The organism is Bordetella bronchialis, assembly GCF_001676705.1.
In the GTDB taxonomy this organism is placed as follows: Bacteria; Pseudomonadota; Gammaproteobacteria; order Burkholderiales; family Burkholderiaceae_B; genus Bordetella_C; species Bordetella_C bronchialis.
Genome location: NZ_CP016170.1, coordinates 1,604,301 through 1,626,602, shown reverse-complemented (window position 1 = coordinate 1,626,602; position 22,302 = coordinate 1,604,301). Strand labels below are relative to the sequence as shown.

The window sequence follows — 22,302 nt, the reverse complement described above, 5'->3', positions numbered from 1 at the left end:
CATGGCACTGACGCGCGACTTCAAGGCGACGATCGTAGAACGCGTCGAACGTGATCCCGCGTTCGCCAAAGCACTTCTCGATGAAGCGGCGACGCTGTTCCTCAATGGCGAAGCAGAAATCGCGCGCTTGATTTTGCGAGACCTGGTGAACGCAACGGTCGGTTTTGAACAGCTTGCCCATGAAACGGCGCGGCCAAGCAAAAGCCTTCACCGTATGCTCTCACGGAGCGGCAATCCAAGCATGGATAACCTGGCCGCCATCTTCCGCGCCATCACAAAGCGCCTCGGCGTCAATCTAGAGGTCCACGATGTGAAGTCACACGCATAAGGTGTGAAACGCACGAACCAAAGCTCATGACGCTGCCTTTGGCGGTGCGGGTCGTGCGGCCACCTGACCGTAGCCCGAAGCGCGCAATCAGCGTATACCCAGCGACTCGAAGGACTTCACCAGGTCATCCAGGCGCTTGATCTGGGTTAGGAAGGGCTCCAGCTTATCCAGCGGCAAGGCGCTGGGACCGTCGCATTTGGCGTTGTCGGGGTCCGGATGGGCCTCCAGGAACAGGCCGGCCAGCCCGGTCCCGATGCCGGCGCGCGCCAGTTCCACGACCTGCTCGCGCCGTCCGCCCGATGCCGCGGCGCCCGCCGCGCGCTGCTGCAAGGCGTGCGTGACGTCGAAGATCACCGGGCGGTTCCCGCTGACCTTTTTCATGACGCCGAATCCCAGCATGTCGACCACCAGGTTGTCGTAGCCGAAGCTGGTGCCGCGGTCGCACAGGATGACTTGTTCGTTGCCGGCCTCGACCAGTTTTTCGACCACGTTCTGGACCTGGGAGGGGCTCATGAACTGGGGCTTCTTCACGTTGATCACGCGGCCGGTCTTCGCCAGCGCGACCACCAGGTCGGTCTGCCGCGCCAGGAAGGCCGGTAATTGCAGGATGTCGACGACCTGCGCAACGGGGTCCGCCTGCCAGGGCTCGTGTACGTCTGTCAGCACCGGCACGCCGAATTCGGCCTTGACGGCCTCGAAAATCTTCAAGCCCTCTTCCAGTCCCGGGCCGCGATAGGAATGGATGGAGGATCGGTTGGCCTTGTCGAACGACGCCTTGAAAACATACGGAATGCCGAGCTTGCGCGTCACCTTCTGGTAGTGCTCGCAGGAACGCAAGGCCAGCTCGCGCGACTCCAGCACGTTGATGCCGCCGAACAGCACGAAAGGCCGGTCGTTGCCGCACACGATGTCGGGCGTAATGGAAACAAGGGACTGAGACATGATCCTGGGTCCGGACTAGGTAAAAGTAGAATCATAGTCCCCTGGCCCGGCCCGAAGAAAATGAACAATCCGCCCCCGCTGCCCGCCTGCGATGCCCCCGACGCCCCTAATGCCCCTAATGCCCCTAATGCCCCTAATGCCCCTGATGCCCCTGATGCCACTGAGATCCGCCTGGCCACGGCCGACGACGATATCGCGCAGTTGACCGCCCTGCTGCATCGAGCCTACGCCCGGCTGGGGGCCATGGGCCTGCGCTACATGGCCGTCGACCAGCCGGAGGAAGTGACCCGCCAGCGCATGGCTTTGGCCGAGTGCTATATCGCGCTGCGCGAGCAGGCCATCATCGGGACGGTGCTCTTCAAGCCCATCGACAGGACCCGTGGCAGCGCGTGGCTGGATCGGCCGGACGTCGCCGGCCTGGCGCAGCTGGCGGTGGACCCGGCCTTCCAGCAGACCGGCCTGGGCAGCCGCTTGATGACGATCGCGGAAACCCGCGCCCGGGAATCCGGCGCGCGGGAGATCGCCCTGGATACCGCGGAGCCGGCGACCCATCTACAGCGCTGGTATGCGTCACGCGGGTATCGCTTCGTCGAGTACGTACAGTGGAAGCACGCCAATTACCGCAGCATGGTGATGAGCAAGGCGCTGGCGAGATAATCGCGGGAATGTTCGGCTCCCGGAGCAGGGCTGCGCGAATACGTCGGCTCCGGCAGCGCTGGCAGAACGAATACATCAGTTCCCGGTGACGCCGCCGCCTGGAGCAATCGCCCCCCACTTGCCGGCTTCGCCCGCCACGAGCGCCTTGAAGAGTTCAGGGGTATTGGGCCCACCGGGGACCACATAGCCGCGTGCGACGAATGCTTCCTGCAACGTCGCGTTCATCAGCGCGGCGTTGACCGATTCGTTCAACCGAGCGATGACGTGGGGTGGCGTCCCAGGAGGCGCCATCAGTCCGAACCGGGTTTCCAGATCGATACCGGGCACGCCGGCCTCTTCCATCGTCGGAATGGTATCGATTGCCGTGGCGCGTTGACGCGACATGATGGCCAGCCCGCGGACCGTGCCCGCCCGCAGATGCGGCAGGGCGCCGGGCAAGGAGATGAACAGCACATCCACGCGCCCGGCGATGACCTCGGGTATCGCCAAGGCACCGCCACGATACGGCACGTGCAATAGCTCCGTTTGCGTCCTGCGCAGGAACAGCTCGCCTAGAAGGTGGGGCGGCGAACCGACGCCCGGCGATCCAAAACTCAGCATGCGCGGGTAGGTCTTCGCCAGCGTGACCAGGGTATCGATGTCACTTATCGGCGCCTGGGGACCGACCACGAGCACATTGGGTACGGTGGCCAGCAGCGCGATCGGCACCAGGCCGCCTGCGTCACGTTCGTGGGCCGCCACGCAGGAATTGCCCCCTGCCCCGGCATCGTCGGCCGCCGCCGCCCGCGGCGGTGTGGGGTGCGTGCTGACATACAGGGTGTAGCCATCCCCGGCGGCCCGCGCGACGGAACCGGCCGCGATGCTGCTGGCGGCGCCAGGACGGTTTTCCACCACCACTTTCTGCTGCAGGTCCTGCGCCATGCGCTCGGCCAGCAGGCGTGCCAAGGTATCCGCGCCGCCGCCGGTGGCATATCCGACCACCAATGTGATGGGCCGGTTCGGGAATGTGCCGCCCACTTCGCCTGCGTAACCCTCCATCGGGATCGTGCTGCCGATCAGCGCAAGCGCCGCGAATTCCAACCTGGATAATTGCATTGTTTGTCTCCGTTCCATCGATGCCCTGGCCAGGGCCATCCGGCGGGGCCGGAAGGTCGGGTGAGTGGCAGGAAACGGATCCACGTTCCGTCGACGGCTAGGGGAGCGAACGGGCGATTGCAGGCGTATATCGCCGTCACCGCGGGGCGGCATATTCCTTGGACTGCGGCCCGGGCAGCCGATATGCTCCCTTGGCACCAGATATTCCCTAAGCACATGGTCGCCGCGACCGCGCGCTTGCGAGCGCCGCATATTCCCGCATCGCGGGATACTGCCCGGGCTCGCGACCTTGTCGGCAGTGCATAGGCCTTATCACCCGCCGCCGCCACGGCTCGCATACCTGCCAGGCACCGCGTATCCTTTGGCGACGCCATCTTTCCTGGCCTCCGATACTTCAGGCACCGCATATGTCGTTAGTACATTTCCAAGCCACCGCCCTGTGCCCTTCGCTATCCATCGCGCCAGCTGGACCCGGATCGACGGACGCCGGCCGGCAGCCGAGGCCGCCGGCGTTCGTCGACCTGGCCGAACTGGCCAACCAGGACAAACCGCGACATATCCGGATCGATATGCGCTACGCAGGCCGCAACAACTTCATCGGACGGCCCATCGCGGGTTACCACGCGAACAAATGCCTGCTTGCCCGGCGCGCGGCGCAAGCCGTCTTGCAGGTCGTGGACCGGCTCGCGCCTTTCAGCCTGACCCTGTGCATCCTGGACGCCTACCGGCCGCAGCGCGCCGTGAACGACTTCATCGCGTGGACCCAGGAGCCTGGAGAAGAACGGATGAAGGCCGACTTCTATCCCAACGTCGATAAACGGTATCTGATCCGCGACGGCTACCTGGCGGAAAGATCCAGCCATAGCCGGGGCAGCGCGGTGGACGTGACTCTCGCGCCCATCGACGGAAAGCCCGGCGAGACGCTGGATTTCGGTACGCCCTACGATTATTTCGGACCGGAATCGCATCCGTCCTATCAAGCGTTGACGCCGCAGCAGAAGGCCAACCGGCTGCTGCTGCGCACGCTGATGAGCCAGGCCGGCTTTCGGGCGATAGAGACGGAATGGTGGCATTTCCAGCTGGCGAAAGAGCCGTTTCCGGATACTTATTTCGATTTTCCGCTGGCGTAGGGCCGTTCTTTTCCAAGGACCCGCATGGGATTCCCGAAAGTCATGAAGCGAAGGCGTCACCCCTCCGAGCGGGTCGACACGATCAACGCTGCCCAGGCACCGCTGGCTGCGAGCACCACCCGGGAACATTCCCCCGCCAGGCCCTACTCCATTCCGAAATTGCGCGCCGCCCAACGATTAGGCGTCGCGATGGGGCTTTTCTCGGTACCGGACAACATCGATCGCGACGATGACGAAATCGCGGAGAGCTTCTCGGGCATGCATGCCGATTAGCGCTCTTACTCTTATAACGAAAACGGATGGGGCCGAGCGAATGCACAGCTGGACGCGAGGACGCCTGTTTCATGGCCCGGCCGCCGAGCCTCGCGGCCCGACCGGCGCCGCGGAGGCGGCCTGATCCAAGGCATCCCGGCACACTATCTGGCCGGGAACTCCGTGTAGACGACAGTGAATCGCCACTGCCGCAACTGCGACGCCCCACGCGTTACCCAAATCCGCCCGCGCTTTCGGGCGGATCAGCATCCCGCATCATGCCTGCAATCTCTTCGAAATCACGCTGGCGTGTCGCGAGAAACATTAGAACGGAGACGAGATGCACTATCTCAAGCGGAACCTCGCAGCCCTTGCTGTAGCGGGCGCTACCCTGCCATGGGGAGCCATGGCATTCGACCAGGAAGAGGTATATCCCCAGCGCCCGGTTACGTTGGTGATTGGCTTCCCACCTGGCGGAAGTACGGACGCGCTGGCCCGGCTGCTTGCGCGCCACCTGGGTGAAGCGCTCGGACAGAAGATGGTTGTCCAGTACAAGCCTGGCGCCGGCGGCAATATCGGCGCGGAGTATGCGGCGCGTGCGGCGCCGGACGGCTATACGCTCTTTCTTGGCGCACGACCAAACACCGTTCACAAAACCATGTACGGAAGCATGAAGTACGACTTCTCACGCGACCTGGTCCCGGTGGGTTTGGTCGCGACAATGCAATACGTCATGGTGAGCGGCATGCACGCCGGGATCGGTACCGTCGACGATGTGGTAAGGCTCGCCAGGACGTATCCGGGGGCCCTGAGCTGCGCATCCGCCGGAATGGGAACGACAACGCATCTGCTCTGTGAACTGCTGCAACAGGAATTGGACATCGACATGCAGCATGTTCCGTACAACGGTGGGGCCCAAGCGCTGACGGACGTGATGGGCGGCCGGATAGACATCTATGTCGCGAGTGTTGCCGAAGCGCTGCCGCACATCCAGGCCGGCAAACTCAGGCCCATCGTCGCGATGTCGTCCGTACGGATACAGACTATGCCCGATGTTCCGACCTTGGATGAAGCGGGCGCGCCGCAATTGTCGGGACTTGAACTTGGCAACTGGACGGGTCTTCTGGTACCGGCCGGGACGCCTGCTTATGTGACCGCGAAACTGAACCGAACGATCAACGCGGCGCTCATGGACCCGGGAATGCACGATGAGATGGCTCGGCTATCCTTCGCCGCCCCGCTGCAACCGAATACGCAGACGGCGTTCAAGGACCTGATCGCCGAAGAGACCGTCCGGTGGAACGGAATTCTGCGGATGCGGAATATCAAGCCGCTTCACTGAAACGGCATTGCGGCCGGCGCAGCCCCGAAGCGCGCTCCGAGGGCAGACCGAGGTAACAAAAAACCCGCAGGCTTTACGCTGTGCGGGTTTTTTGGCAATACGGGCCAACTCTGTGCGAGCTGGTGGCGGAGACGGTGTCATCCGTACACTACTCTGTTAGCCAACGCCAATGCGAAGATCCGCGTTTCGATTTGAAAAATACCCTCCAAAATACCCTCTCTCGCGATACAGGAAATTGCGCTGTGCGCTTGAGGGCTGCGCGACATTGGTGCACACCCAACTGAGCATGTCGGGGTGAATGACATAAGTCACAGAACTATCTGCCGGCGTCGTCGAAGTGCGGAGGGTGTCAAGAGCCAACGCCTCTGCCATACGAGTGACGCTGGTACTTCGCTGCGGGCACCTAGTCATAGTTGAGCTGACTCCTGCCGGCAAGGAGCAGTACACGATATCGATGCACAACTGCTGTCTGCGCACTGTATGACACGCTGCGATTTGCTTACGCAGCTGCAGGCATTGTGAACTGCTCGGCGCACGCGAACCTTCCCGGCACTGCGCGGACGAAGGGGGACGCTCGTCTCCAAGCGCTCCCCATCATGTTGTAGTCCTTAACCGAGTGGCGTACGATGTATCTAAACGATACTCATGTTAACACTTCGGTCGCGGAATCTACATGTACGGAATTGAGCGGATTATCGGGCACGTATTGGATGGCAACGCGGTCCTCTTTACTGGCGGCGGGTTCAGCCATGGTGCACAGAACCGCGTTGCGGGTCCTATTCCGTCCGGCACAAAGCTAGCCGAGGTGCTGTTGGCAGAAGCTGGCTACCGAGGGAAAGCTGCACCGTTAGACAAAGCAGCGGCATCATACCTTCGGCGAAAGCCGGAGACGGCGCTGGTCGATCTCATTCTCGACCAATTCACCCCCCGCGACATAAGCGAAAGTCATCGCATACTAGCCTCTCTACCCTGGCGCCGCGTCTACACGACTAACTACGACACGGTATATGAAGTCGGCCGCAAACAGGCAAATGGGAAGGTGACGTCACTTGACGCGATAGACGAACCGAGAGATCACCTTCATAAGCAGAACGTCATCATCCATATCAATGGCTCTGTGGACCGCGTATCGGCGAGCCGACTGGGTACGTCGTTCAAGCTAACTACCACAAGCTATGCAACAGACGACTTCATGAGGTCGCCATGGGCATTCCACTTCCGTTCCGACTTGCGCTCAGCTAAAGCCATCGTCTTCATTGGATATTCAATGTACGACCTTGATATCCGGCGCATCCTATATGAGGAAGACATGTCGGAAAGATCGCTGTTTGTCATCGGACCGATAGATGAGGCAAATGAGTTAGATGCGGAAGACCTTGCAGACCTAGGCCTATTGGCACCGATCGGTGTCGACTCGTTCGCTGAGCAAGTGCGGCTTCAGGCCATGGAGCACGTATACCGCGATGAAGAGTTGCTTTTGAGCGTCTGGACACGACAAGAAGATCCCCAGCCCACATCAAGTCCACCTACCGACGCACAAGTCCGAGATTTTCTGGTCTATGGCCGAGCGATGGAATCGCTATTACCCGAAGCCGCGAGCGTAGAGGCATATCGGTATTGCCTCCCTAGACAGGAGGTCGTGCCGATCTTCGAGGCCATTCGTTCCTCACCCGGGATCACCGTAGTACATGGTGGGCTGGGTACAGGAAAGACGTTCTTGAGTTATGTCGTCGGGCATATGCTCAGCAGGGCCGGCTTCTTGGTCTATCGCCTTGATACTGCATCATCAGATGCTATGTCGGAGGTCGAAGAAATCCTACGTACAAGCGGCGACAAAGTCTTCATCATCGACGGCTATCGCCGCCATCTTAGGATGTTGGAACGTATCGTGGAACTCACGGGCTCCGATTGTCGGCTACTCCTTCTCGAACGATCATCATCGCATGAAGTCATAGCGGACGAACTCGATGATCTAGCGCTTAAAACCGTCGAATTCGACCTTGACGAACTGACGCAAAGCGAATTGCGGTCCGCAAACGATCTACTCGATCGGCATGGGTTATGGGGCGAGCGGCAGGCATGGGGCGAAGCCCGAAAACTAAGCTATTTGCGCAACGATTGCGAGTCCAGGCTTCCTCATCTTCTTGTGTCGGTATTGGAAGCGGTGCACGTATCTGAGCGTTATCGAGAGGTGGTGGCCTCGTCGCCGGATTCACGTGGGGTACGGACTTTGTTGATAGCCACGTCGGTATTGACGGTCCTAAACCATATCCCTCGCGTATCGGTGTTGCAGGAACTTCTCGGGCCTGCCCTAATTTTGAGCAAATACAGACGATACGAAGAATTGAAGGACATCATCGACATCACGTCCATGGACGTCCGAATCAGGTCTTCTGTACTAGCTCAACACCTCTTGCAAAAGGTCTTCTCGGCCGGCGACATCGCGGACGTTCTTATTGGGCTGGTCAGGCAGGCCGATGCCTTAAAGCGGCAAGAACGACTGTTTGCTCAAGTTCACGCCGATCTGATGCGGTACAGCAACGTTGCACAAATGCTCCCCGAAAAGCAGCGATTGGCGGCGATCACTCGCTATTACGAAAACATAAAGGACCTGCCGAGCACTAGAGCCAATCCGCAATTCTGGCTTCAATACGCTATCGGATGTCTCACGAATAGAGCTCTTGATCGCGCTGCAACGTATTTTGCCGATGCCTATAGCTGGGCCGCAAAGGTGGACGACTACGACACGTTTCAGATTGATAATCACTATGCGCGCTTCCTGCTACAGAAAGCCCTAACCGACCAGCCGGCGGTCGACGCTTTGCAACAAGTGCTTCAAGCCCGCGACATCGTCCTTCGGCAAGTAAGAACAGAAATCCGCAAGTACCCCTTCCGGGTCGCATGCAGTCTATTCGATGCTTACGAGTCCTTGTCCTCGAAGATGGCGCCAGATTTCCAGAAGCAGCTTCGCGGCTCACTTGCGGAAATTTACCGGCGGGCGTCTCAAACGAAGGGAAATCTTTATCGGGATCGGTACGTGCAAGAATGCATACGCAGGGGAGAACCATTCGAACGCGTTTCCAGTTAGTTGACGGGTCCTCAGCACAATAGACCGATAGCCGCACCATATATGAGCTATGCGATTCCAAATTTGAAAACACCCTCCAAAATTCTTACTCGTCAGTCCGTCGGCGACTTTAATAGGGTGGACACCTCTTTCCAGATCACATTGCCCAACATCTCCTGCGCCTTGCGCAGGTTATCCAGCTCGTTTTGAGTAAGTCTAGGCTTTCTGGCATGCACAAGGTGGCCGCGAACGGCTAGGACATCGCGGTATTCCGCTGCAAGCTTCTCGCGATCGGTCCGATCCTGTCCCATGAGAAATCCGTATCTGTCACCAAGCCTTACGGACATCGCTTCCATCCGGTCAGGCGTCTCGGCGCCGTACCCCAGTAGTGCCTCAAGTCCAATACAGGCTGCGAGATAGGCTAACGTCTGGTTGTCGACTGTTATTGAGTCAAAGTACCACTCCATGGCTGCACATATACCGGCGAAGTGCGGCAGACGATGCCGTTGAAGAAATCCGCTCGCACGCCACATGCGACCGCGCATTGCTTCGATTTTTTCTTCCGCGGTCACGGCTGTACGCCTGCGGCCAGTAAGGAGCGTGCTTCCCACGGCCGTTGAATCGAGCACTTCCAGGAAGTGCTCTTGCATTTCAAGGCCACCGAAAAAGCGGGCGACTGAATCACTCAAAAAAACCTTAGACGAGAAACCCGAGTCCCACTTCAGGTTACACCGCGCTGAGACCTCGGAGAACGGCCCTAGGTTCACGCAAGCACAATACCTCAATAGAAATAAAGCACAGTGTTTCGCTGTAGCGACGGCGGCGGATACAGCTTGAGAATATGCAAAGGAAGAACCGTATCCGCTTGTGCGGATGCGCAAATAACAACATCCCTCGGCGTTTTCAACATCAGGCCGAGCGGCCGTTGAAGCTCCGGCCCACGTGTTCCCGCCAAACCGCTCGTCAGTGCCTACGAGTTCGACTGTTTCCGCCAACGGAATGCAGAATTCCCCGAGTTTTGGGAATCGCGCTAGCTCAATTTCAAGCCAATAATTTCTGGGCAACGACTCAATCGCCGTTTGCAGCTGCCGCACAAAACGCTCAAGAACCTCCGCATTTTCCGGGGCAGACAACGCGCCGTTTACCCCCGCGCCAGGAGCCGAAAAAACAGCCAACTCGCTGAACAGGAAGGATCGCGCATCCGCCTCTCCGAGCCACCTTCCATGCAAGCGCTTCAATAGGTCAATGACGCCAGCAAAGGCGGGTACCGCATCCGCTCTGTGCCATTCAAGCGGCACCAACTCATTCGCGAACGCTCGTATCGGCTCCAGGTACTTTCCCTTTAGCCGCATCATAGAGCTGCAGCGGCGGCTGCGTCTGGAGCCCCGCCTTCATAGAATTCGTTCAAATCAAGGATGCAACGGCGAATGGATCGGAGATCGGTTTTCGGTACCTTGGCCGAGAATTCGGCCGAGGCATCCCCCAGATCCAGCATCCCTTTGGGCGCCCTCGCGGTGTTGATCAGGTCAACGTAACAACCATAGTCAATACCATAAACATCGTACCGCTTGCCAGGTGCATCCTTCGCCGACATGCCCTTGCGTAGCACAAGCGGCGATAGTTGCAGCAGACACCGCGTGACCAGCTCGCCCGAATAGCCGCGCATAGCACGTAGCAGCTTTCCGAACTCCTCTGGCGATGTAATCGCCGCGAAGTGCCTTGCCTTGTGCGTGATGATGGCCCCGCGCATGGACGCCGTCGGATCATACTTCGCATAACCGCGCGCCATTGCATAACGAAAGACCTGCCCGCAGATGGTACGCAACCGTCGCGCGGTTTCGGCGGCACGTTGCTCCACTCGGTTCAAGATAGCCAGGACCTCTGGCTCTTGGATCTGGCTTATCGGTCGCTTGCCGATCCAAGGGAACACATCTTTTTCCAACTTCTCCAACACCGAGTCGACATACCCTTTCGACCTGCCGGCAGCACGCTGGTCAGCCCACATTTGCCGGGCGATAGTTTCGAAGTCTCGTTCCGCTTCCTCCCGGGCAGTCAGCTTTTGCAGCTTTCGTTCGACCATCGGGTCGACGCCGGCGGCAAGCTTGAGGCGCGCCTCTTGGTGCTGCTCCCGTGCAGCCTTGGCCGACACCTCCGGATAGATACCGAAGGACATCGTGCGATAGGCGCCGTGGAAGCGATAGTTGTAGCGCCAGTAACGCGTCCCATCGGTCGCGACAAGCAAGTACAGGCCGCCGCCGTCCGCGAGCTTGTAGCTCTTCTCGCGCGCCTTGGCCGTGCGGATCTTTATCTCCGTGAGCTTGGCATTTCCCGCCATTCGTGCCCCTTGGAATTGAGGGTATTTTTTCGGCCTGGATACCCTCAAGCCGAAAAGTACCCGCAAAAATACCCTCACAATCGGTGGGCTGGCAAGGGTCGCCGGGGGGCAGACCGAGGCAACAAAAAACCCGCAGAGCCTTACGCTGTGCGGGTTTCAGGACAATGCGAGCCAACTCTGTGCAAGCTCTTGGCGGAGACGGTGGGATTCGAACCCACGATGCAGTTTTTGGCCACATACTCCCTTAGCAGGGGAGCCCCTTCAGCCTCTCGGGCACGTCTCCGAAGAATTCGCGATTCTAGCACAAAGATGGGCGGCTTCGCTGTCACACGGCCGCAACGGCGCGATTCGCAGCCGGCTTTCAACGCCCGTCGTCCGCCGGTAACCCGAGCTTTCCAGACCGGATGTCCGCCGGCGACGCGAACCTTTCCGGCCATCGTCCTCAACCGAGCCGGCCCTTTTTCCGGCGGCCGGCCGCCGTCGGCCCAGGCCTTCGGGTGGCCGCCCCGGCCGCCCCGGGCCTCAGACCTTCTCGCCCGGCGCCTGGTCCAGCCCGAACGCCTTGTGCAGCGAACGGACGGCCAATTCCATGTACTTGTCGTCGATGATCACCGAGGTCTTGATCTCGCTGGTGCTGATCATCTGGATGTTGATGCCTTCGTTCGACAGCGTCTGGAACATCAGGCTGGCGACGCCGACGTGCGAACGCATGCCGATGCCGACGATGGAGACCTTGCAGACCTTGTCGTCGGTGACGAGTTCGCGCGCGTGGACGGCGGGCATGACGTCGCGCTTGAGCACGTCGATGGTGCGCAGGAATTCGTTGCGGTTGACGGTGAAGGAGAAGTCCGTGGTGCCGGCGACCGACTGGTTCTGCACGATCATGTCGACGTCGATGTTGGCGGCGGCGACGGGGCCCAGGATGGAGTAGGCGACACCGGGCTTGTCCGGCACGGCCAGCAGGGTGATCTTGGCTTCGTCGCGGCTGAAGGCGATGCCGGAGACAACGGCGGCTTCCATTTTTTCGTCTTCCTCAAAGGTAATCAGCGTGCCCGAGCGCATTTCCTCGTCGAGCGGAATCATGGGGTCGGTCAGCGAGGACAGCACGCGCGTGGGGACGCGGTACTTGCCGGCGAACTCGACGGAGCGGATCTGCAGGACCTTGGAGCCCAGCGAGGCCATCTCCAGCATTTCCTCGAAGGACACCACCGGCATGCGGCGTGCCTCCGGCACGACGCGCGGGTCGGTCGTGTAGACCCCATCCACGTCGGTGTAGATCAGGCACTCATCGGCCTTGATGGCGGCGGCGACGGCGACGGCGGAAGTATCGGAACCGCCGCGTCCCAGCGTGGTGATGTGCCCGTCGTCGTCGATGCCCTGGAAGCCCGTGACGATGACCACACGCCCGGCATCCAGGTCGGCGCGGATGCGCGCGTCGTCGATGGAGGTGATGCGGGCCTTCGTGTAGGACGAGTCGGTGCGCACGGGAACCTGCCAGCCGGCGTAGCTGCGCGCGGGCACGCCCTCGGCCTGCAGGGCCACGGCCAGCAGGCCGCTGGATGCCTGCTCGCCGGTGGCGGCGATCATGTCCAGTTCGCGGCCGTCGGGCTGCGGCGTGATCTCACGCGCCAGGCCCAGCAGGCGGTTGGTCTCGCCTGCCATGGCGGAGGGCACGACCACGATTTTGTGGCCGGCGGCATGCCACTTCGCGACGCGGCGCGCCACGTTCTTGATGCGCTCGACCGAGCCCATCGAGGTACCGCCATACTTGTGAACGATCAGGGACATCTCGTACTCTGGCTGGAAATCTGCCGTCATGCCCGGCAGGCAAAGCTGGGTATTTTAGCGTGCCGTGGAAAAAACGCTGGCGGGCAGGGCCTGGGACCGCCTCTGTGGCGACGCCCGGGAGCGGCGCATTGCCGCCACCGCCCTGCCACGGCGCTTTCCTGCTTTTTGCCGGGGCGCCCGCAAGGGGCTGTCCGTCGCTGGCGGCTCATCCCCTCCCCGCTGCCCCGTGCTGCCGAGCGCACGCCGCTCGTGCACTCTCTGCCACGTTCAGCCGCGCAGCCCGACACTGACCCGCCCGCGCACGCAGCGCACGGTATGGCGGGCGTGATTCCATACCAGCTGGCGGTCGTGCCCCAGGCTGTGCAACTGGCGCAACTGCTTCAGCAGCTCCGCCAGGCGCGCCTCCGTGGGCATGCGGGCGCCCTGCCGTCCCAGCCAATAGCGCAGCACCTGCGCCTGCCGGGGGGGCGACAACTGGCGCCAGCGGGCCAGGGAAAAGCTGTCGCCGGTCTCGGAAGGCTCCAGCGCCGCCAGGTCCTGGCTGGCGACCTCGTCCAGGATCTGTGCCGCTTCCTCCGCCAGCCGTGCGTGGCGGGCCACGATGGCCTGCCAGCCCGGCCAGCGGGCGTTCAGCGCCGGCACCAGAAGGTTGCGCAAGGCGGCGCGGGTGTAGCGCGCGTCGGCATTGGAAGGATCCTGCACGGGCGCCCACCCTTCCCGTGCGGCGTAGGCGGCCGCCTCCGCACGGATGACGTCGCGCGGCACATCCAGCCAGGGGCGCAGATAGACCAGCCCGTCGCGCTCGGTGCGCGGCGACATGGCCGCCAGGCCCGCCGGCCCGGCACCGCGCAGCAGGCGCAGGAGTACGGTCTCTGCCTGGTCATCCCGATGATGGGCCAGCAGGATGTGGCGCACCCCGAGCGCTCCGGCCGCGCCAGCCAGGGCGGCATAGCGCGCCTGGCGGGCGGCCGCCTCGATGCCCGTGCCCGCGTCGGTGGGAACCTGGACGTGCAGGATATGGACGGGCAGCCCCAACGTATCGCCTAGCCGGCGCACGGCCTGGGCCCACGCGTCGGCCTGCTCGAACAGGCCATGGTGCACGTGGAAGAGATGCAGGGGAATGCCGGTCTCGCGCGCAACCTGGGCGGCGTGCACGGCCAGCATGACGGAATCGGCGCCGCCGCTGACGGCGACGGCCGCGGGCAGCGCGGCCTGGTGCACGGTCGCCATGGTTGCGCGCAGCGGGTCGAGCAGGCGGGCGTCCATCCAGGAACCGGCGGACGGCGGCGCCCCCGCGGCCCCCGCGGCGGCCGGTTTGCCGGCGCCAGCGCTATCGGATTCGTCGCCGGGCGCCATGGCGGGACCGTGGCAGGATCAGGCGCGCACTTCCTGGACGCGGCCGTAAGCCAGGACGCGTTGCAGGCGTTGTTCCACCAACTGGTCGGCGGTCATGCCGGACAGCTGGCGCAGGGTATCGCCCAGCGACCGCCGCAGCAGGCGCGCCATGACGCGCGGATCGCGGTGGGCGCCGCCGACGGGCTCGTTGACCACGCGGTCGACCAGGCCCAGGTCCTTCAGGCGTGGCGCGGTGATGCCCAGCGCTTCGGCGGCCTCGGGCGCCTTGTCGGCGCTGCGCCACAGGATGGACGCGCAGCCTTCGGGCGAGATGACGGAATAGGTGGCGTATTGCAGCATCAGCACGGCATTGGCGACGGCGATGGCCAGCGCGCCGCCGGAGCCGCCTTCGCCGATGACGGTGGCGATGATGGGCACGCGCAGCTCGGCCATGGCGTACAGATTGTGGCCGATGGCTTCGGACTGGCCGCGCTCTTCGGCGCCGATGCCGGGATAGGCGCCCGGGGTATCGACGAAGGTGAATACCGGAATGCCGAATTTTTCCGCCAGGCGCATCAGGCGCAGGGCCTTGCGATAGCCCTCCGGCCGCGGCATGCCGAAGTTGCGCATGGCGCGCTCTTTGGTGTCGCGGCCCTTCTGGTGCCCGATCACCATGCACGATGTGCCGTTGAAGCGCGCCAGGCCGCCGATGATGGACTGGTCGTCGGCGAACATGCGGTCGCCATGCAGTTCGTGGAAGTCCGTGAAGATTTCGCGGACGTAGTCCATGGTGTACGGACGCTGGGGATGGCGGGCCACCTGGGCGGTCTGCCATGGCGTCAGCTTGCCGTAGATCTCCTTGGCCAGGGCCTGGCTTTTCTGCTGCAGGCGCGCGATTTCGTCGGAGATGTCGACCGCGGAGTCGGCTTGCACGAAACGCAGCTGTTCGATCTTGTTGTCGAGCTCGGCCAGCGGTTGTTCGAAGTCCAGGAAGGTATTGCGCATGTAGGTGTGGTTCCGTTGTTGGGCCATGCGGATCGCGGCGAGCTCAGACCGACATCGGGTCCAGGCTGCGCCACAGATACCAGGTTGCCACGGTACGCCAGGGTTGCCAGGCCAGCGAAACCTCGCGCGCCTCGAAGCGCGAGACGGGTTCGCCGCTGAAATAGTGTAGCGAGATCGCCTTCAGCAATCCCAGGTCGTCCAGCGGCAGGACGTCCGGCCGCTGGAGATTGAAGATCAGGAACATCTCGGCCGTCCAGCGGCTGATGCCGCGGATGGCGACCAGCTCCTGGATGACGGCTTCGTCTTCCATCAGGGGCCAGCGGTCCGGATGGACCTTGCGTTCGCTGAAATGCCGCGCCAGGTCCTGCACGTATTCGGCCTTGCGCTTGGACAGGCCGGCTTCGCGCAGGCCTTCCACGCCGACGCGCAACACGGCGGTGGGCGACGGCCGCGCGCCGGTGGCCTGCACGAAACGCTGCCATGCGGCTTCCGCCGACTGCACGGAAATCTGCTGGCCGACGATGGAGCGGGCCAGGGTGACGAAAGGCGTGCCCAGCGGCGTCAGCCACACTTCCGGATGCTGCGGAATGAGTTTTTTCAAAATGCGGTCGCGGCGCACCAGATGCGAAACGGCATCTTCCCAATAGTGCGGCTTGCTGACGGCGGTATCGGCGCTCGGCATGACGGGCGGCTCCTGGATGCGGCTCAAACCCGACGCCAATTAGTGACACCGCCCGGCTTGTCTTCGAGTTCGATCCCGGCCTCGCGCAGCGCGCCGCGGATGCGGTCGGCCTCTGTGAAATCGCGATTGCGCTTCGCGGCGGCGCGCGCGTCGATCAGGTCCTGGATGGCCTGGTCGTCCAGCGCCGCGGCGGGCGCGGCCGCGCCCAGCTTATAGCGCGTCGGAGTGCGCAGATAGGCCTGCGGATCCTGCTGCAGCAGCCCCAGGATGGCGGCCAGCCCCTTCAACTGCCCGGCCGTGCGCGCGCTGCCGGTGCGGTTGGCCTCGGTGGCCAGCTGGAACAAGGCGGCCATGGCGCCGGGGGTATTGAAGTCGTCGTCCATCGCGGCCTTGAAGGCCTGCGCCTGGGGCTCGTCCCAATCCACGCCGGCATCGTCCGGCGCCACATTGGCCAGCGACTGGTACAGGCGGTCCAGGGCGTTCTGCGCGTCGTCCAGGTTGTCCGGCGTGTAGTTCTGCGGGCTGCGGTAATGATTGCGCACGATGAAGAAGCGCAGCATTTCCGCTTCGCGCGGATTGAAGGCGTAGTCCGCCTTGCTGTCGTCCAGGGCGCCCTGCGCCACGGTCTGGCGGATGGTGCGGAAATTGTTCAGCGACTTCGACATTTTGTCGTCGTCGACCATGAGCGGGCCGCAATGCATCCACACGTTGGCCAGCACGCCGCCGTAAGCGCCTTCCGTCTGGGCGATCTCGTTCTCGTGGTGCGGGAATTTCAGGTCCGGGCCACCGCCATGGATGTCCAGAGGCAGGCCCAGCAGGCTCTTGCTCATGGCGGAACATTCGATGTGCCAGCCGGGCCGGCCCAGCCCATAGGGCGATTGCCACTTGGTGTCGTCCGGCTCTTCGGGCTTGGCGGCTTTCCACAGCACGAAGTCCAGCGGATCGCGCTTGCCCGCGGCGACCGCCACGCGTTCGCCGGCCCGCAGGTCGTCCAGCGATTTGCCGGACAACTTGCCATAGCCGGGAAAGCCGCGCACCGCGAAATTGACGTCGCCGTCCTCGGCGCGATAGGCCAGGCCGTTGCCTTCCAGCCTGCCGATGATTTCCAGCATGTCGCCGATATAGGCCGTGGCGCGCGGTTCGCGGTCCGGCGGCTGCACGCCCAGCGCGCGTTCGTCCGCGTGCATGGCGTCGATGAAGAACGCGGTGACCTCGCCGATGCGGCGGTTGGTCTGGACCGCGCGGCGGATGATCTTGTCGTCGATGTCGGTGATATTGCGGACGTAATCCACCTGCAGGCCGCTGGCCCGCAGCCAGCGCTGGACGACGTCGAAGCCGACCAGCATCCGGGCATGGCCCAGGTGGCAGTAATCGTAGACCGTCATGCCGCACACATACATGCGCACCCGCCCGGCTTCGACCGGCGTAAAGGGGACTTTCGTGCGCGATAGGGAATCGTAGATGTGCAGCATAGAAATGAAAGTGAAGAGCCGGTATCGGGGCGCCGTTCTCGCGTCCGTCGACCTGCGCTGCGTGGCGCCATGGCGCGCCGCCAGGCGGTCCTGGACGCGATCCGGGCAGGAAACCGGCCCCGGACAGGCGCCGAGCCCCGGGGGCACCAGGACACCCGCCCCCGAAACTGAACCAAGGCTAAAATGGCGGTCGTCAAGTATAGCAAGCGGCCTGATCGCGCGCCCACCACGTGGGGTCGGGCATACACGGAAATCCCTGTGACCATCAAGACACGATTTCTTCCCGCCCTGCTGGCGGCCGTCCTGCTCGCCCTGCCCTTGGGCGGGGCCCAGGCCCAGGGCATGCCGGGCGGCTCCGCAAGCCCCGGCCGCAATGCCAATGCGACCACGCTGGACGAGCCGCCGCCCGAAGGCGGATGGGATGCGCTGGCGCGCCTGCTGGAAGCCGCCAAGCCGGGCGTGGACACGCGCCTGCAGCCCACGCCGTCGCAGATCACGGACCATATCGAGAAACTGATCACCACGGGCCGCAACCAGGAAGCGCTGGCCATGATCGAAAAGCGCCTGGCCGAAACGCGCGATCCGGCGCCCCCCGGCGGCACGGACGTCCAGCTGGAATTCCAGCACGCGCGCGTGCTGGACGCGCTCGGACGCGAGCAGGAAGCCCTGGATATCTACGAGGACATGACGTCTCGTTACCCGGAGCTGCCCGAACCATGGAATAACATGGCGGTGATCTACGCCAAGCGTGGCGAGATCGACCGGGCCGAGACGGCCCTGCGCAACGCCTTGCGGGCCGACCCGAATTACCCGGCGGCCCGCGCCAACCTGGCCGACGTACAGTTGGCCCAGGCCAAGCGATCCTATGGCGAAGCCGCGAAGCTCGGCATTACGGGCAGCGGCAACAAGGCCCGCGCCGTCGACAATCTGCTGAAGGAACCGACCAGACAATGACGTTTTCAGCTTCTGTACTGCGCGTGCTGCGCTATGCGGCATGCGGCGTGGCGCTAGCCGCGATCCTGCCGGCGGCCGCCGGCGCCGCGCCGTCCGGCGCGACCTCCACCAACACTACCGAAGGTAAACACTCCATGGCTTCTTCCCCCCGCGTCAAGATGACGACGAACTACGGCGCTTTTGTCATCACCCTGGACGCCGACAAGGCGCCCAAGACGGTGGCGAACTTCCTGACCTACGTCAAGGAAGGGTTCTACGACAACACCGTTTTCCATCGCGTCATTGACGGCTTCATGATCCAGGGCGGCGGCTTCGAGCCCGGCATGAAGCAGAAACAAACCCATGCCCCCGTGGAAAACGAGGCCAACAATGGCCTGAAGAACGACAAGTACACCGTCGCCATGGCACGCACCAGCGACCCCCAATCGGCCACCGCCCAGTTCTTCATCAACGTGGCGGACAACGACTTCCTGAACTTCACCGCGCCCACCGCCAACGGCTGGGGCTATGCCGTGTTCGGCAAGGTGACGGAAGGCACGGACGTGGTGGACAAGATCAAGGCCGTCAAGACGGGCAACAGCGGTTTCCACCAGAACGTGCCCGCGCAGGACGTGGTCATCGAAAAGGCCGAAGTCCTTGAATAAGATCAGCCTGCCCGGGACGATCTGGGTGGCTTCCGACATGCATCTGGGCCCGGCCGCGCCGGCCACGTCGGAAGCCTTCCTGGGTTTTCTGGAGGCCGCGGCCGCCGAGGCTTCGGCGCTGCTGCTGCCGGGAGACATCTTCGATGCCTGGATCGGCGACGACGTCATCCGCCAGGCGCCGCCCTGGCTGGCGACCGTCCTGCAGGCGCTCAAGCGCACGGCCGCCGCCATACCGGTGTGGCTGGGACGCGGCAACCGCGACTTCCTGATGGGCCAGGAACTGGCCCAGACGGTGGGGGCGCGGCTGCTGCCGGAGCCCGCCCTGCTCCAGACCGACTACGGCCTGATCCTGCTGACGCACGGCGACGAGCTCTGCCTGGATGACGAGGCCTACCAGGCCTTCCGCGCCATGGTGCGCGACCCCGCGTGGCAGCAGGAATTCCTGGGCAAGTCCATCCCCGAGCGCCTGACCCTTGCCCAACAGGCACGCGGCGAAAGCAAGGCGGCCACGCAGGCCAAGGAAGCCGAGATCATGGACGTGAACCCGGGCGCGGTAGAGGCCCTGTTCCGCGATACCGGCGTCACCACGCTGGTTCACGGCCATACCCATCGGCCCCAGCGCCATGTCGTGGACGTGGCCGGCAAGCGCCGCGAACGCTGGGTGCTGCCCGACTGGGATTGCGACCACGCGCGTCCGCCGCGCGGCGGCTGGCTCGCCATCGACGGCGACGGCCTGCAGTTCTTCGACCTGGAATTGGCCTAGGCGCGGCGCGCGGTCAACGCGCGAACAACACCAGCGCCACCACGATGCCCAGCGCGATGCGGTACCACGCGAACACGCGATAGGTGTGGTTGGCCACGAAGCGCAGGACCGCCCGCACCACCACCATCGCGCTCAGGAAGGCCGCGACGAAGCCCACGGCGATGCCGACCACGTCGTGCTGGCTCAGCACGCTCATGTTGCGGTAGGAGTCGTACACGGCGGCGCCCAGCATGGTCGGCATGGCCAGGAAGAAGGAGAATTCCGTGGCCGTCTTGCGCTGGATGCCGGCGATCATGCCACCGATGATGGTCGAGCCGGAACGCGATACGCCGGGGATCATCGCCACGCATTGCGCCACGCCCACGCCCAGGGCCTGTTTCCAGGAAATGTCCTCCAGCCGGTGGGCGGTGGCGCGCACGCTGGAAGCGCTGTCGTCCCCGCCCGCGCCCGCGGCCGCGCCGCGCGTGCGATGCGTATGGCGCTCTACGTACAGCATGACCAGGCCGCCCAGCACCAGGGTCGCCGCCACCACGCCGGGGTGGTAGAACAGGTTCTTGATGGCGTGGATGAAGATCGCGCCGATCACCGCCGCCGGCAGGAAGGCCACCAGCAGATTGCGGGTGAACATCATCTCGCTGCGCACGCCGGTGAGGGTGCCGTGGATCAGTTGCCACAGCCGCCCGCGGAATATCCACATCACGGCCAGGATGGATCCGAACTGGATGACCACCTCGAAGACCTTGGCGGAGCTCGACTGGAAGTTGATCCAGTCGCCGATAAGGATGAGATGGCCGGTGCTGGATACCGGAATGAACTCGGTCAGGCCTTCGATGATGCCAAGAAAGAAAGCCTTGATCAGATACAGGGAGTAGTCGGTCACAGTGTGCGGCTCGGAGTCAGGAGGGGATGCTTTCGTCGGTGGGCGAAAGCTCTAAGGGTAGGCGCTCCACACCCACGGACGCGATACGCCTTCCGTCCAATTGCAGCACCTCGAACCGGTAGCGCTGGTGCGGCGCCACGTATTCGCAGCTGTCCCCGGGCTGGGGCAAATGGCCGAAGCGGGACAGCAGGTAGCCCGCCAGGGTGGCGTAGTCTTGCGCCTCGTCCACCAGGCCGTCGGTTTCCAGCACCTGTTCGACGTGGCGCAGGTCGGCCGCGCCATCGATCTTCCATTTGCCGTCGCCCTCGTGGAGGATGTCGGGCATTTCGTCTTCGTCGGGGAATTCCCCGGCGATGGCCTCGAACACGTCCATGGGGGTGACCAGCCCTTCGATGGCACCGAACTCGTCGGCCACCAGGACCAATTGGCCGCGCGCGCGCTTGAGCGTGTCCATCAGGCGCAGGATGCCGATGGACTCATGGACGATGATGGGATCGCGCAGGCGGTCGCGGTGGATACGCCCTTCGGTGATGAGATCGGCGACCATCTCCTTGGCGCGTCCGATGCCCAGGACCTCGTCCAGGCTGCCGCGGCAGACCGGGAAGAACGTGTGCGGCGCGGCCTCGATCTGGGCGCGCATGGTGGCGGCGTCGTCGTCGATATCGATCCACGAGATATCGGTGCGCGGCGTCATGATGGAATGAATGGAGCGCTCGGCCAGCGTCAGCACGCCGCTGACCATATTGCGCTCTTCCACGCCGAAAGCGGGCGGCTCGGCGGCATCCTGCGATTCGTCGGCTTCCGGCTCGTCCATGACCGGTTGCGGCGGGCGCTTGCCCAGCATGCGCAGCACGCCCTCGGCCGTGCGCTCGCGCATCGGCCGCCGCGCGTCCAGCTTGAGCAGGTTGCGCCGCGCCACCTGGTTCAGGGCCTCGATCAGCACCGAGAAACCGATGGCCGCGTACAGGTAGCCCTTCGGCACCTTGAAGCCGAACGATTCCGCCACCAGCGAAAAGCCGATCATCAGCAGGAAGCCCAGGCACAGCACCACCACCGTGGGGTGCGCATTGACGAAGCGCGTCAGCGGCTTGGACGCCACCAGCATGATGCCGATGGCGATGATCACGGCCATCATCATGATGGCCAGGTGATCGACCATGCCGACGGCGGTGATGATGGAATCCAGCGAGAACACCGCGTCCAGCACGACGATCTGCGTGACGATGACCCAGAAGCTGGCGTAGACGCGCGGGCCCGTGCCTTCGCGCGTGACGCCTTCCAGCCGCTCGTGCAATTCCATCGTGCCCTTGAAGAGCAGGAAAAAGCCCCCCGCCAGCAATATGAGATCGCGCGCCGAAGGATGCAGCGGACCGATGGAGAACAAAGGCTCGGTGAGCGTGACCAGCCAGGACATGACCGACAGCAGCACCAGGCGCATGATCAGCGCGAGGGACAGGCCGAATATGCGGGCCCGGTCCCGTTGGGCAGGCGGCAGTTTGTCCGCCAGAATGGCGATGAAGATAAGGTTGTCTATCCCGAGGACGATTTCCAGGATGACGAGGGTAAGCAAGCCGACCCAGGCAGCGGGGTCCAGCAGCCACTCCATTGGCAACTCCAGCAGTGAAGGACCG

The 22,302-nt window shown here is 63.3% G+C and carries 20 protein-coding genes and 1 tRNA gene; 9 read left to right on the top strand and 12 right to left on the bottom strand.

Annotation, left to right across the window (positions count from 1 at the left end):
• Position 1 precedes the first annotated feature (1 nt).
• Entirely contained in the window at positions 2-328 is a 327-nt protein-coding gene (locus BAU06_RS07225; protein WP_066346276.1) for a helix-turn-helix domain-containing transcriptional regulator, read from the top strand.
• A gap of 87 nt (positions 329-415) precedes the next feature.
• Here BAU06_RS07225 and kdsA read toward each other — a convergent pair whose 3' ends face one another.
• Positions 416-1,270: a 3-deoxy-8-phosphooctulonate synthase gene (kdsA, locus tag BAU06_RS07220; RefSeq protein ID WP_066346270.1), complete on the bottom strand. Its 855-nt coding sequence runs from the start codon at positions 1,268-1,270 to the stop codon at positions 416-418.
• 60 nt (positions 1,271-1,330) lie between these two features.
• Between kdsA and BAU06_RS07215 the strand changes: the two genes are divergently transcribed.
• A complete protein-coding gene (locus BAU06_RS07215; protein WP_082993553.1) occupies positions 1,331-1,927 on the top strand; it encodes a GNAT family N-acetyltransferase in 597 nt (198 codons plus the stop codon).
• A 75-nt stretch (positions 1,928-2,002) separates the two neighbouring features.
• On the opposite strand, the gene BAU06_RS07210 is transcribed toward BAU06_RS07215, so the two are convergent.
• A complete protein-coding gene (locus tag BAU06_RS07210; RefSeq protein WP_197509460.1) occupies positions 2,003-3,022 on the bottom strand; it encodes a tripartite tricarboxylate transporter substrate-binding protein in 1,020 nt (339 codons plus the stop codon).
• Positions 3,023-3,429: 407 nt separating this feature from the next.
• On the opposite strand from BAU06_RS07210, the gene BAU06_RS07205 reads away from it, so the two are divergent.
• The 4 genes from BAU06_RS07205 (at position 3,430) to BAU06_RS07195 (ending at position 8,834) form a co-directional block, all read left to right on the top strand.
• Positions 3,430-4,152, top strand: a complete 723-nt coding sequence (locus tag BAU06_RS07205) for a M15 family metallopeptidase (RefSeq protein ID WP_082993551.1) — start codon at positions 3,430-3,432, stop codon at positions 4,150-4,152.
• A gap of 24 nt (positions 4,153-4,176) precedes the next feature.
• Positions 4,177-4,425: a hypothetical protein gene (locus tag BAU06_RS26540; RefSeq protein WP_156770176.1), complete on the top strand. Its 249-nt coding sequence runs from the start codon at positions 4,177-4,179 to the stop codon at positions 4,423-4,425.
• A gap of 319 nt (positions 4,426-4,744) precedes the next feature.
• Positions 4,745-5,746, top strand: a complete 1,002-nt coding sequence (locus tag BAU06_RS07200) for a Bug family tripartite tricarboxylate transporter substrate binding protein (protein WP_066346264.1) — start codon at positions 4,745-4,747, stop codon at positions 5,744-5,746.
• Between the two features lie 673 nt (positions 5,747-6,419).
• Entirely contained in the window at positions 6,420-8,834 is a 2,415-nt protein-coding gene (locus BAU06_RS07195; protein WP_082993550.1) for an SIR2 family protein, read from the top strand.
• Between the two features lie 92 nt (positions 8,835-8,926).
• Here the strand turns inward: BAU06_RS07195 and BAU06_RS26535 are convergent, their stop codons facing one another.
• The 8 genes from BAU06_RS26535 to cysS all read right to left on the bottom strand — a co-directional run bounded on the left by BAU06_RS26535 (position 8,927) and on the right by cysS (position 17,430).
• On the bottom strand, positions 8,927-10,168 hold the full coding sequence (locus BAU06_RS26535) for a hypothetical protein (RefSeq protein WP_156770175.1): 1,242 nt from the start codon (positions 10,166-10,168) through the stop codon (positions 8,927-8,929).
• Positions 10,165-11,148 (bottom strand): tyrosine-type recombinase/integrase, encoded by a 984-nt coding sequence (locus BAU06_RS07185; protein ID WP_066346249.1) that lies wholly within the window; start codon positions 11,146-11,148, stop codon positions 10,165-10,167. The genes BAU06_RS26535 and BAU06_RS07185 overlap by 4 nt, the downstream gene beginning before the upstream one ends.
• A gap of 190 nt (positions 11,149-11,338) precedes the next feature.
• Positions 11,339-11,431: transfer RNA gene (locus BAU06_RS07180), tRNA-Ser, on the bottom strand.
• A 239-nt stretch (positions 11,432-11,670) separates the two neighbouring features.
• Positions 11,671-12,936, bottom strand: a complete 1,266-nt coding sequence (locus BAU06_RS07175; protein ID WP_066346231.1) for an aspartate kinase — start codon at positions 12,934-12,936, stop codon at positions 11,671-11,673.
• Between the two features lie 267 nt (positions 12,937-13,203).
• Positions 13,204-14,202: a tRNA lysidine(34) synthetase TilS gene (gene tilS, locus BAU06_RS07170; RefSeq protein WP_082993844.1), complete on the bottom strand. Its 999-nt coding sequence runs from the start codon at positions 14,200-14,202 to the stop codon at positions 13,204-13,206.
• A gap of 108 nt (positions 14,203-14,310) precedes the next feature.
• A complete protein-coding gene (locus BAU06_RS07165; RefSeq protein ID WP_066358356.1) occupies positions 14,311-15,276 on the bottom strand; it encodes an acetyl-CoA carboxylase carboxyltransferase subunit alpha in 966 nt (321 codons plus the stop codon).
• A 43-nt stretch (positions 15,277-15,319) separates the two neighbouring features.
• A complete protein-coding gene (locus tag BAU06_RS07160; protein ID WP_066358354.1) occupies positions 15,320-15,958 on the bottom strand; it encodes a DNA-3-methyladenine glycosylase family protein in 639 nt (212 codons plus the stop codon).
• A gap of 23 nt (positions 15,959-15,981) precedes the next feature.
• Positions 15,982-17,430, bottom strand: coding sequence for a cysteine--tRNA ligase (gene cysS, locus BAU06_RS07155; protein ID WP_066346228.1), 1,449 nt, complete (start codon positions 17,428-17,430; stop codon positions 15,982-15,984).
• 258 nt (positions 17,431-17,688) lie between these two features.
• Here cysS and BAU06_RS07150 point away from each other — a divergent pair, with 258 nt between their 5' ends.
• From BAU06_RS07150 to BAU06_RS07140, 3 genes are all read left to right on the top strand, one after another.
• Complete coding sequence (locus BAU06_RS07150; RefSeq protein ID WP_066346225.1) at positions 17,689-18,384, top strand: tetratricopeptide repeat protein; 696 nt, start codon at positions 17,689-17,691, stop codon at positions 18,382-18,384.
• A gap of 134 nt (positions 18,385-18,518) precedes the next feature.
• On the top strand, positions 18,519-19,028 hold the full coding sequence (locus tag BAU06_RS07145) for a peptidylprolyl isomerase (RefSeq protein ID WP_066358352.1): 510 nt from the start codon (positions 18,519-18,521) through the stop codon (positions 19,026-19,028).
• Positions 19,021-19,791, top strand: coding sequence for a UDP-2,3-diacylglucosamine diphosphatase (locus BAU06_RS07140; protein ID WP_066346224.1), 771 nt, complete (start codon positions 19,021-19,023; stop codon positions 19,789-19,791). The genes BAU06_RS07145 and BAU06_RS07140 overlap by 8 nt, the downstream gene beginning before the upstream one ends.
• A gap of 13 nt (positions 19,792-19,804) precedes the next feature.
• Here BAU06_RS07140 and BAU06_RS07135 read toward each other — a convergent pair whose 3' ends face one another.
• Positions 19,805-20,671 carry an undecaprenyl-diphosphate phosphatase gene (locus tag BAU06_RS07135; RefSeq protein ID WP_066346221.1) on the bottom strand — a complete coding sequence of 289 codons (867 nt, stop codon included), beginning with the start codon at positions 20,669-20,671 and terminating at the stop codon, positions 19,805-19,807.
• A gap of 16 nt (positions 20,672-20,687) precedes the next feature.
• Positions 20,688-22,277, bottom strand: coding sequence for a TerC family protein (locus BAU06_RS07130; protein WP_066346220.1), 1,590 nt, complete (start codon positions 22,275-22,277; stop codon positions 20,688-20,690).
• Positions 22,278-22,302: the final 25 nt, after the last annotated feature.

What these genes read in the sequence shown, in the direction of transcription:
- BAU06_RS07160 (WP_066358354.1), bottom strand. Translation starts at nt 15,958, where the DNA reads ATGCCGAGCGCCGATACCGCCGTCAGCAAGCCGCACTATTGGGAAGAT.
- kdsA (WP_066346270.1), bottom strand. Translation starts at nt 1,270, where the DNA reads ATGTCTCAGTCCCTTGTTTCCATTACGCCCGACATCGTGTGCGGCAAC.
- BAU06_RS07145 (WP_066358352.1), top strand. Translation starts at nt 18,519, where the DNA reads ATGGCTTCTTCCCCCCGCGTCAAGATGACGACGAACTACGGCGCTTTT.
- BAU06_RS07175 (WP_066346231.1), bottom strand. Translation starts at nt 12,936, where the DNA reads ATGTCCCTGATCGTTCACAAGTATGGCGGTACCTCGATGGGCTCGGTC.
- BAU06_RS07185 (WP_066346249.1), bottom strand. Translation starts at nt 11,148, where the DNA reads ATGGCGGGAAATGCCAAGCTCACGGAGATAAAGATCCGCACGGCCAAG.
- BAU06_RS26540 (WP_156770176.1), top strand. Translation starts at nt 4,177, where the DNA reads ATGGGATTCCCGAAAGTCATGAAGCGAAGGCGTCACCCCTCCGAGCGG.
- cysS (WP_066346228.1), bottom strand. Translation starts at nt 17,430, where the DNA reads ATGCTGCACATCTACGATTCCCTATCGCGCACGAAAGTCCCCTTTACG.
- BAU06_RS07205 (WP_082993551.1), top strand. Translation starts at nt 3,430, where the DNA reads ATGTCGTTAGTACATTTCCAAGCCACCGCCCTGTGCCCTTCGCTATCC.
- BAU06_RS07210 (WP_197509460.1), bottom strand. Translation starts at nt 3,022, where the DNA reads ATGCAATTATCCAGGTTGGAATTCGCGGCGCTTGCGCTGATCGGCAGC.
- BAU06_RS07215 (WP_082993553.1), top strand. Translation starts at nt 1,331, where the DNA reads ATGAACAATCCGCCCCCGCTGCCCGCCTGCGATGCCCCCGACGCCCCT.
- BAU06_RS07200 (WP_066346264.1), top strand. Translation starts at nt 4,745, where the DNA reads ATGCACTATCTCAAGCGGAACCTCGCAGCCCTTGCTGTAGCGGGCGCT.
- BAU06_RS26535 (WP_156770175.1), bottom strand. Translation starts at nt 10,168, where the DNA reads ATGATGCGGCTAAAGGGAAAGTACCTGGAGCCGATACGAGCGTTCGCG.
- BAU06_RS07130 (WP_066346220.1), bottom strand. Translation starts at nt 22,277, where the DNA reads ATGGAGTGGCTGCTGGACCCCGCTGCCTGGGTCGGCTTGCTTACCCTC.
- BAU06_RS07195 (WP_082993550.1), top strand. Translation starts at nt 6,420, where the DNA reads ATGTACGGAATTGAGCGGATTATCGGGCACGTATTGGATGGCAACGCG.
- BAU06_RS07165 (WP_066358356.1), bottom strand. Translation starts at nt 15,276, where the DNA reads ATGCGCAATACCTTCCTGGACTTCGAACAACCGCTGGCCGAGCTCGAC.
- tilS (WP_082993844.1), bottom strand. Translation starts at nt 14,202, where the DNA reads ATGGACGCCCGCCTGCTCGACCCGCTGCGCGCAACCATGGCGACCGTG.
- BAU06_RS07225 (WP_066346276.1), top strand. Translation starts at nt 2, where the DNA reads ATGGCACTGACGCGCGACTTCAAGGCGACGATCGTAGAACGCGTCGAA.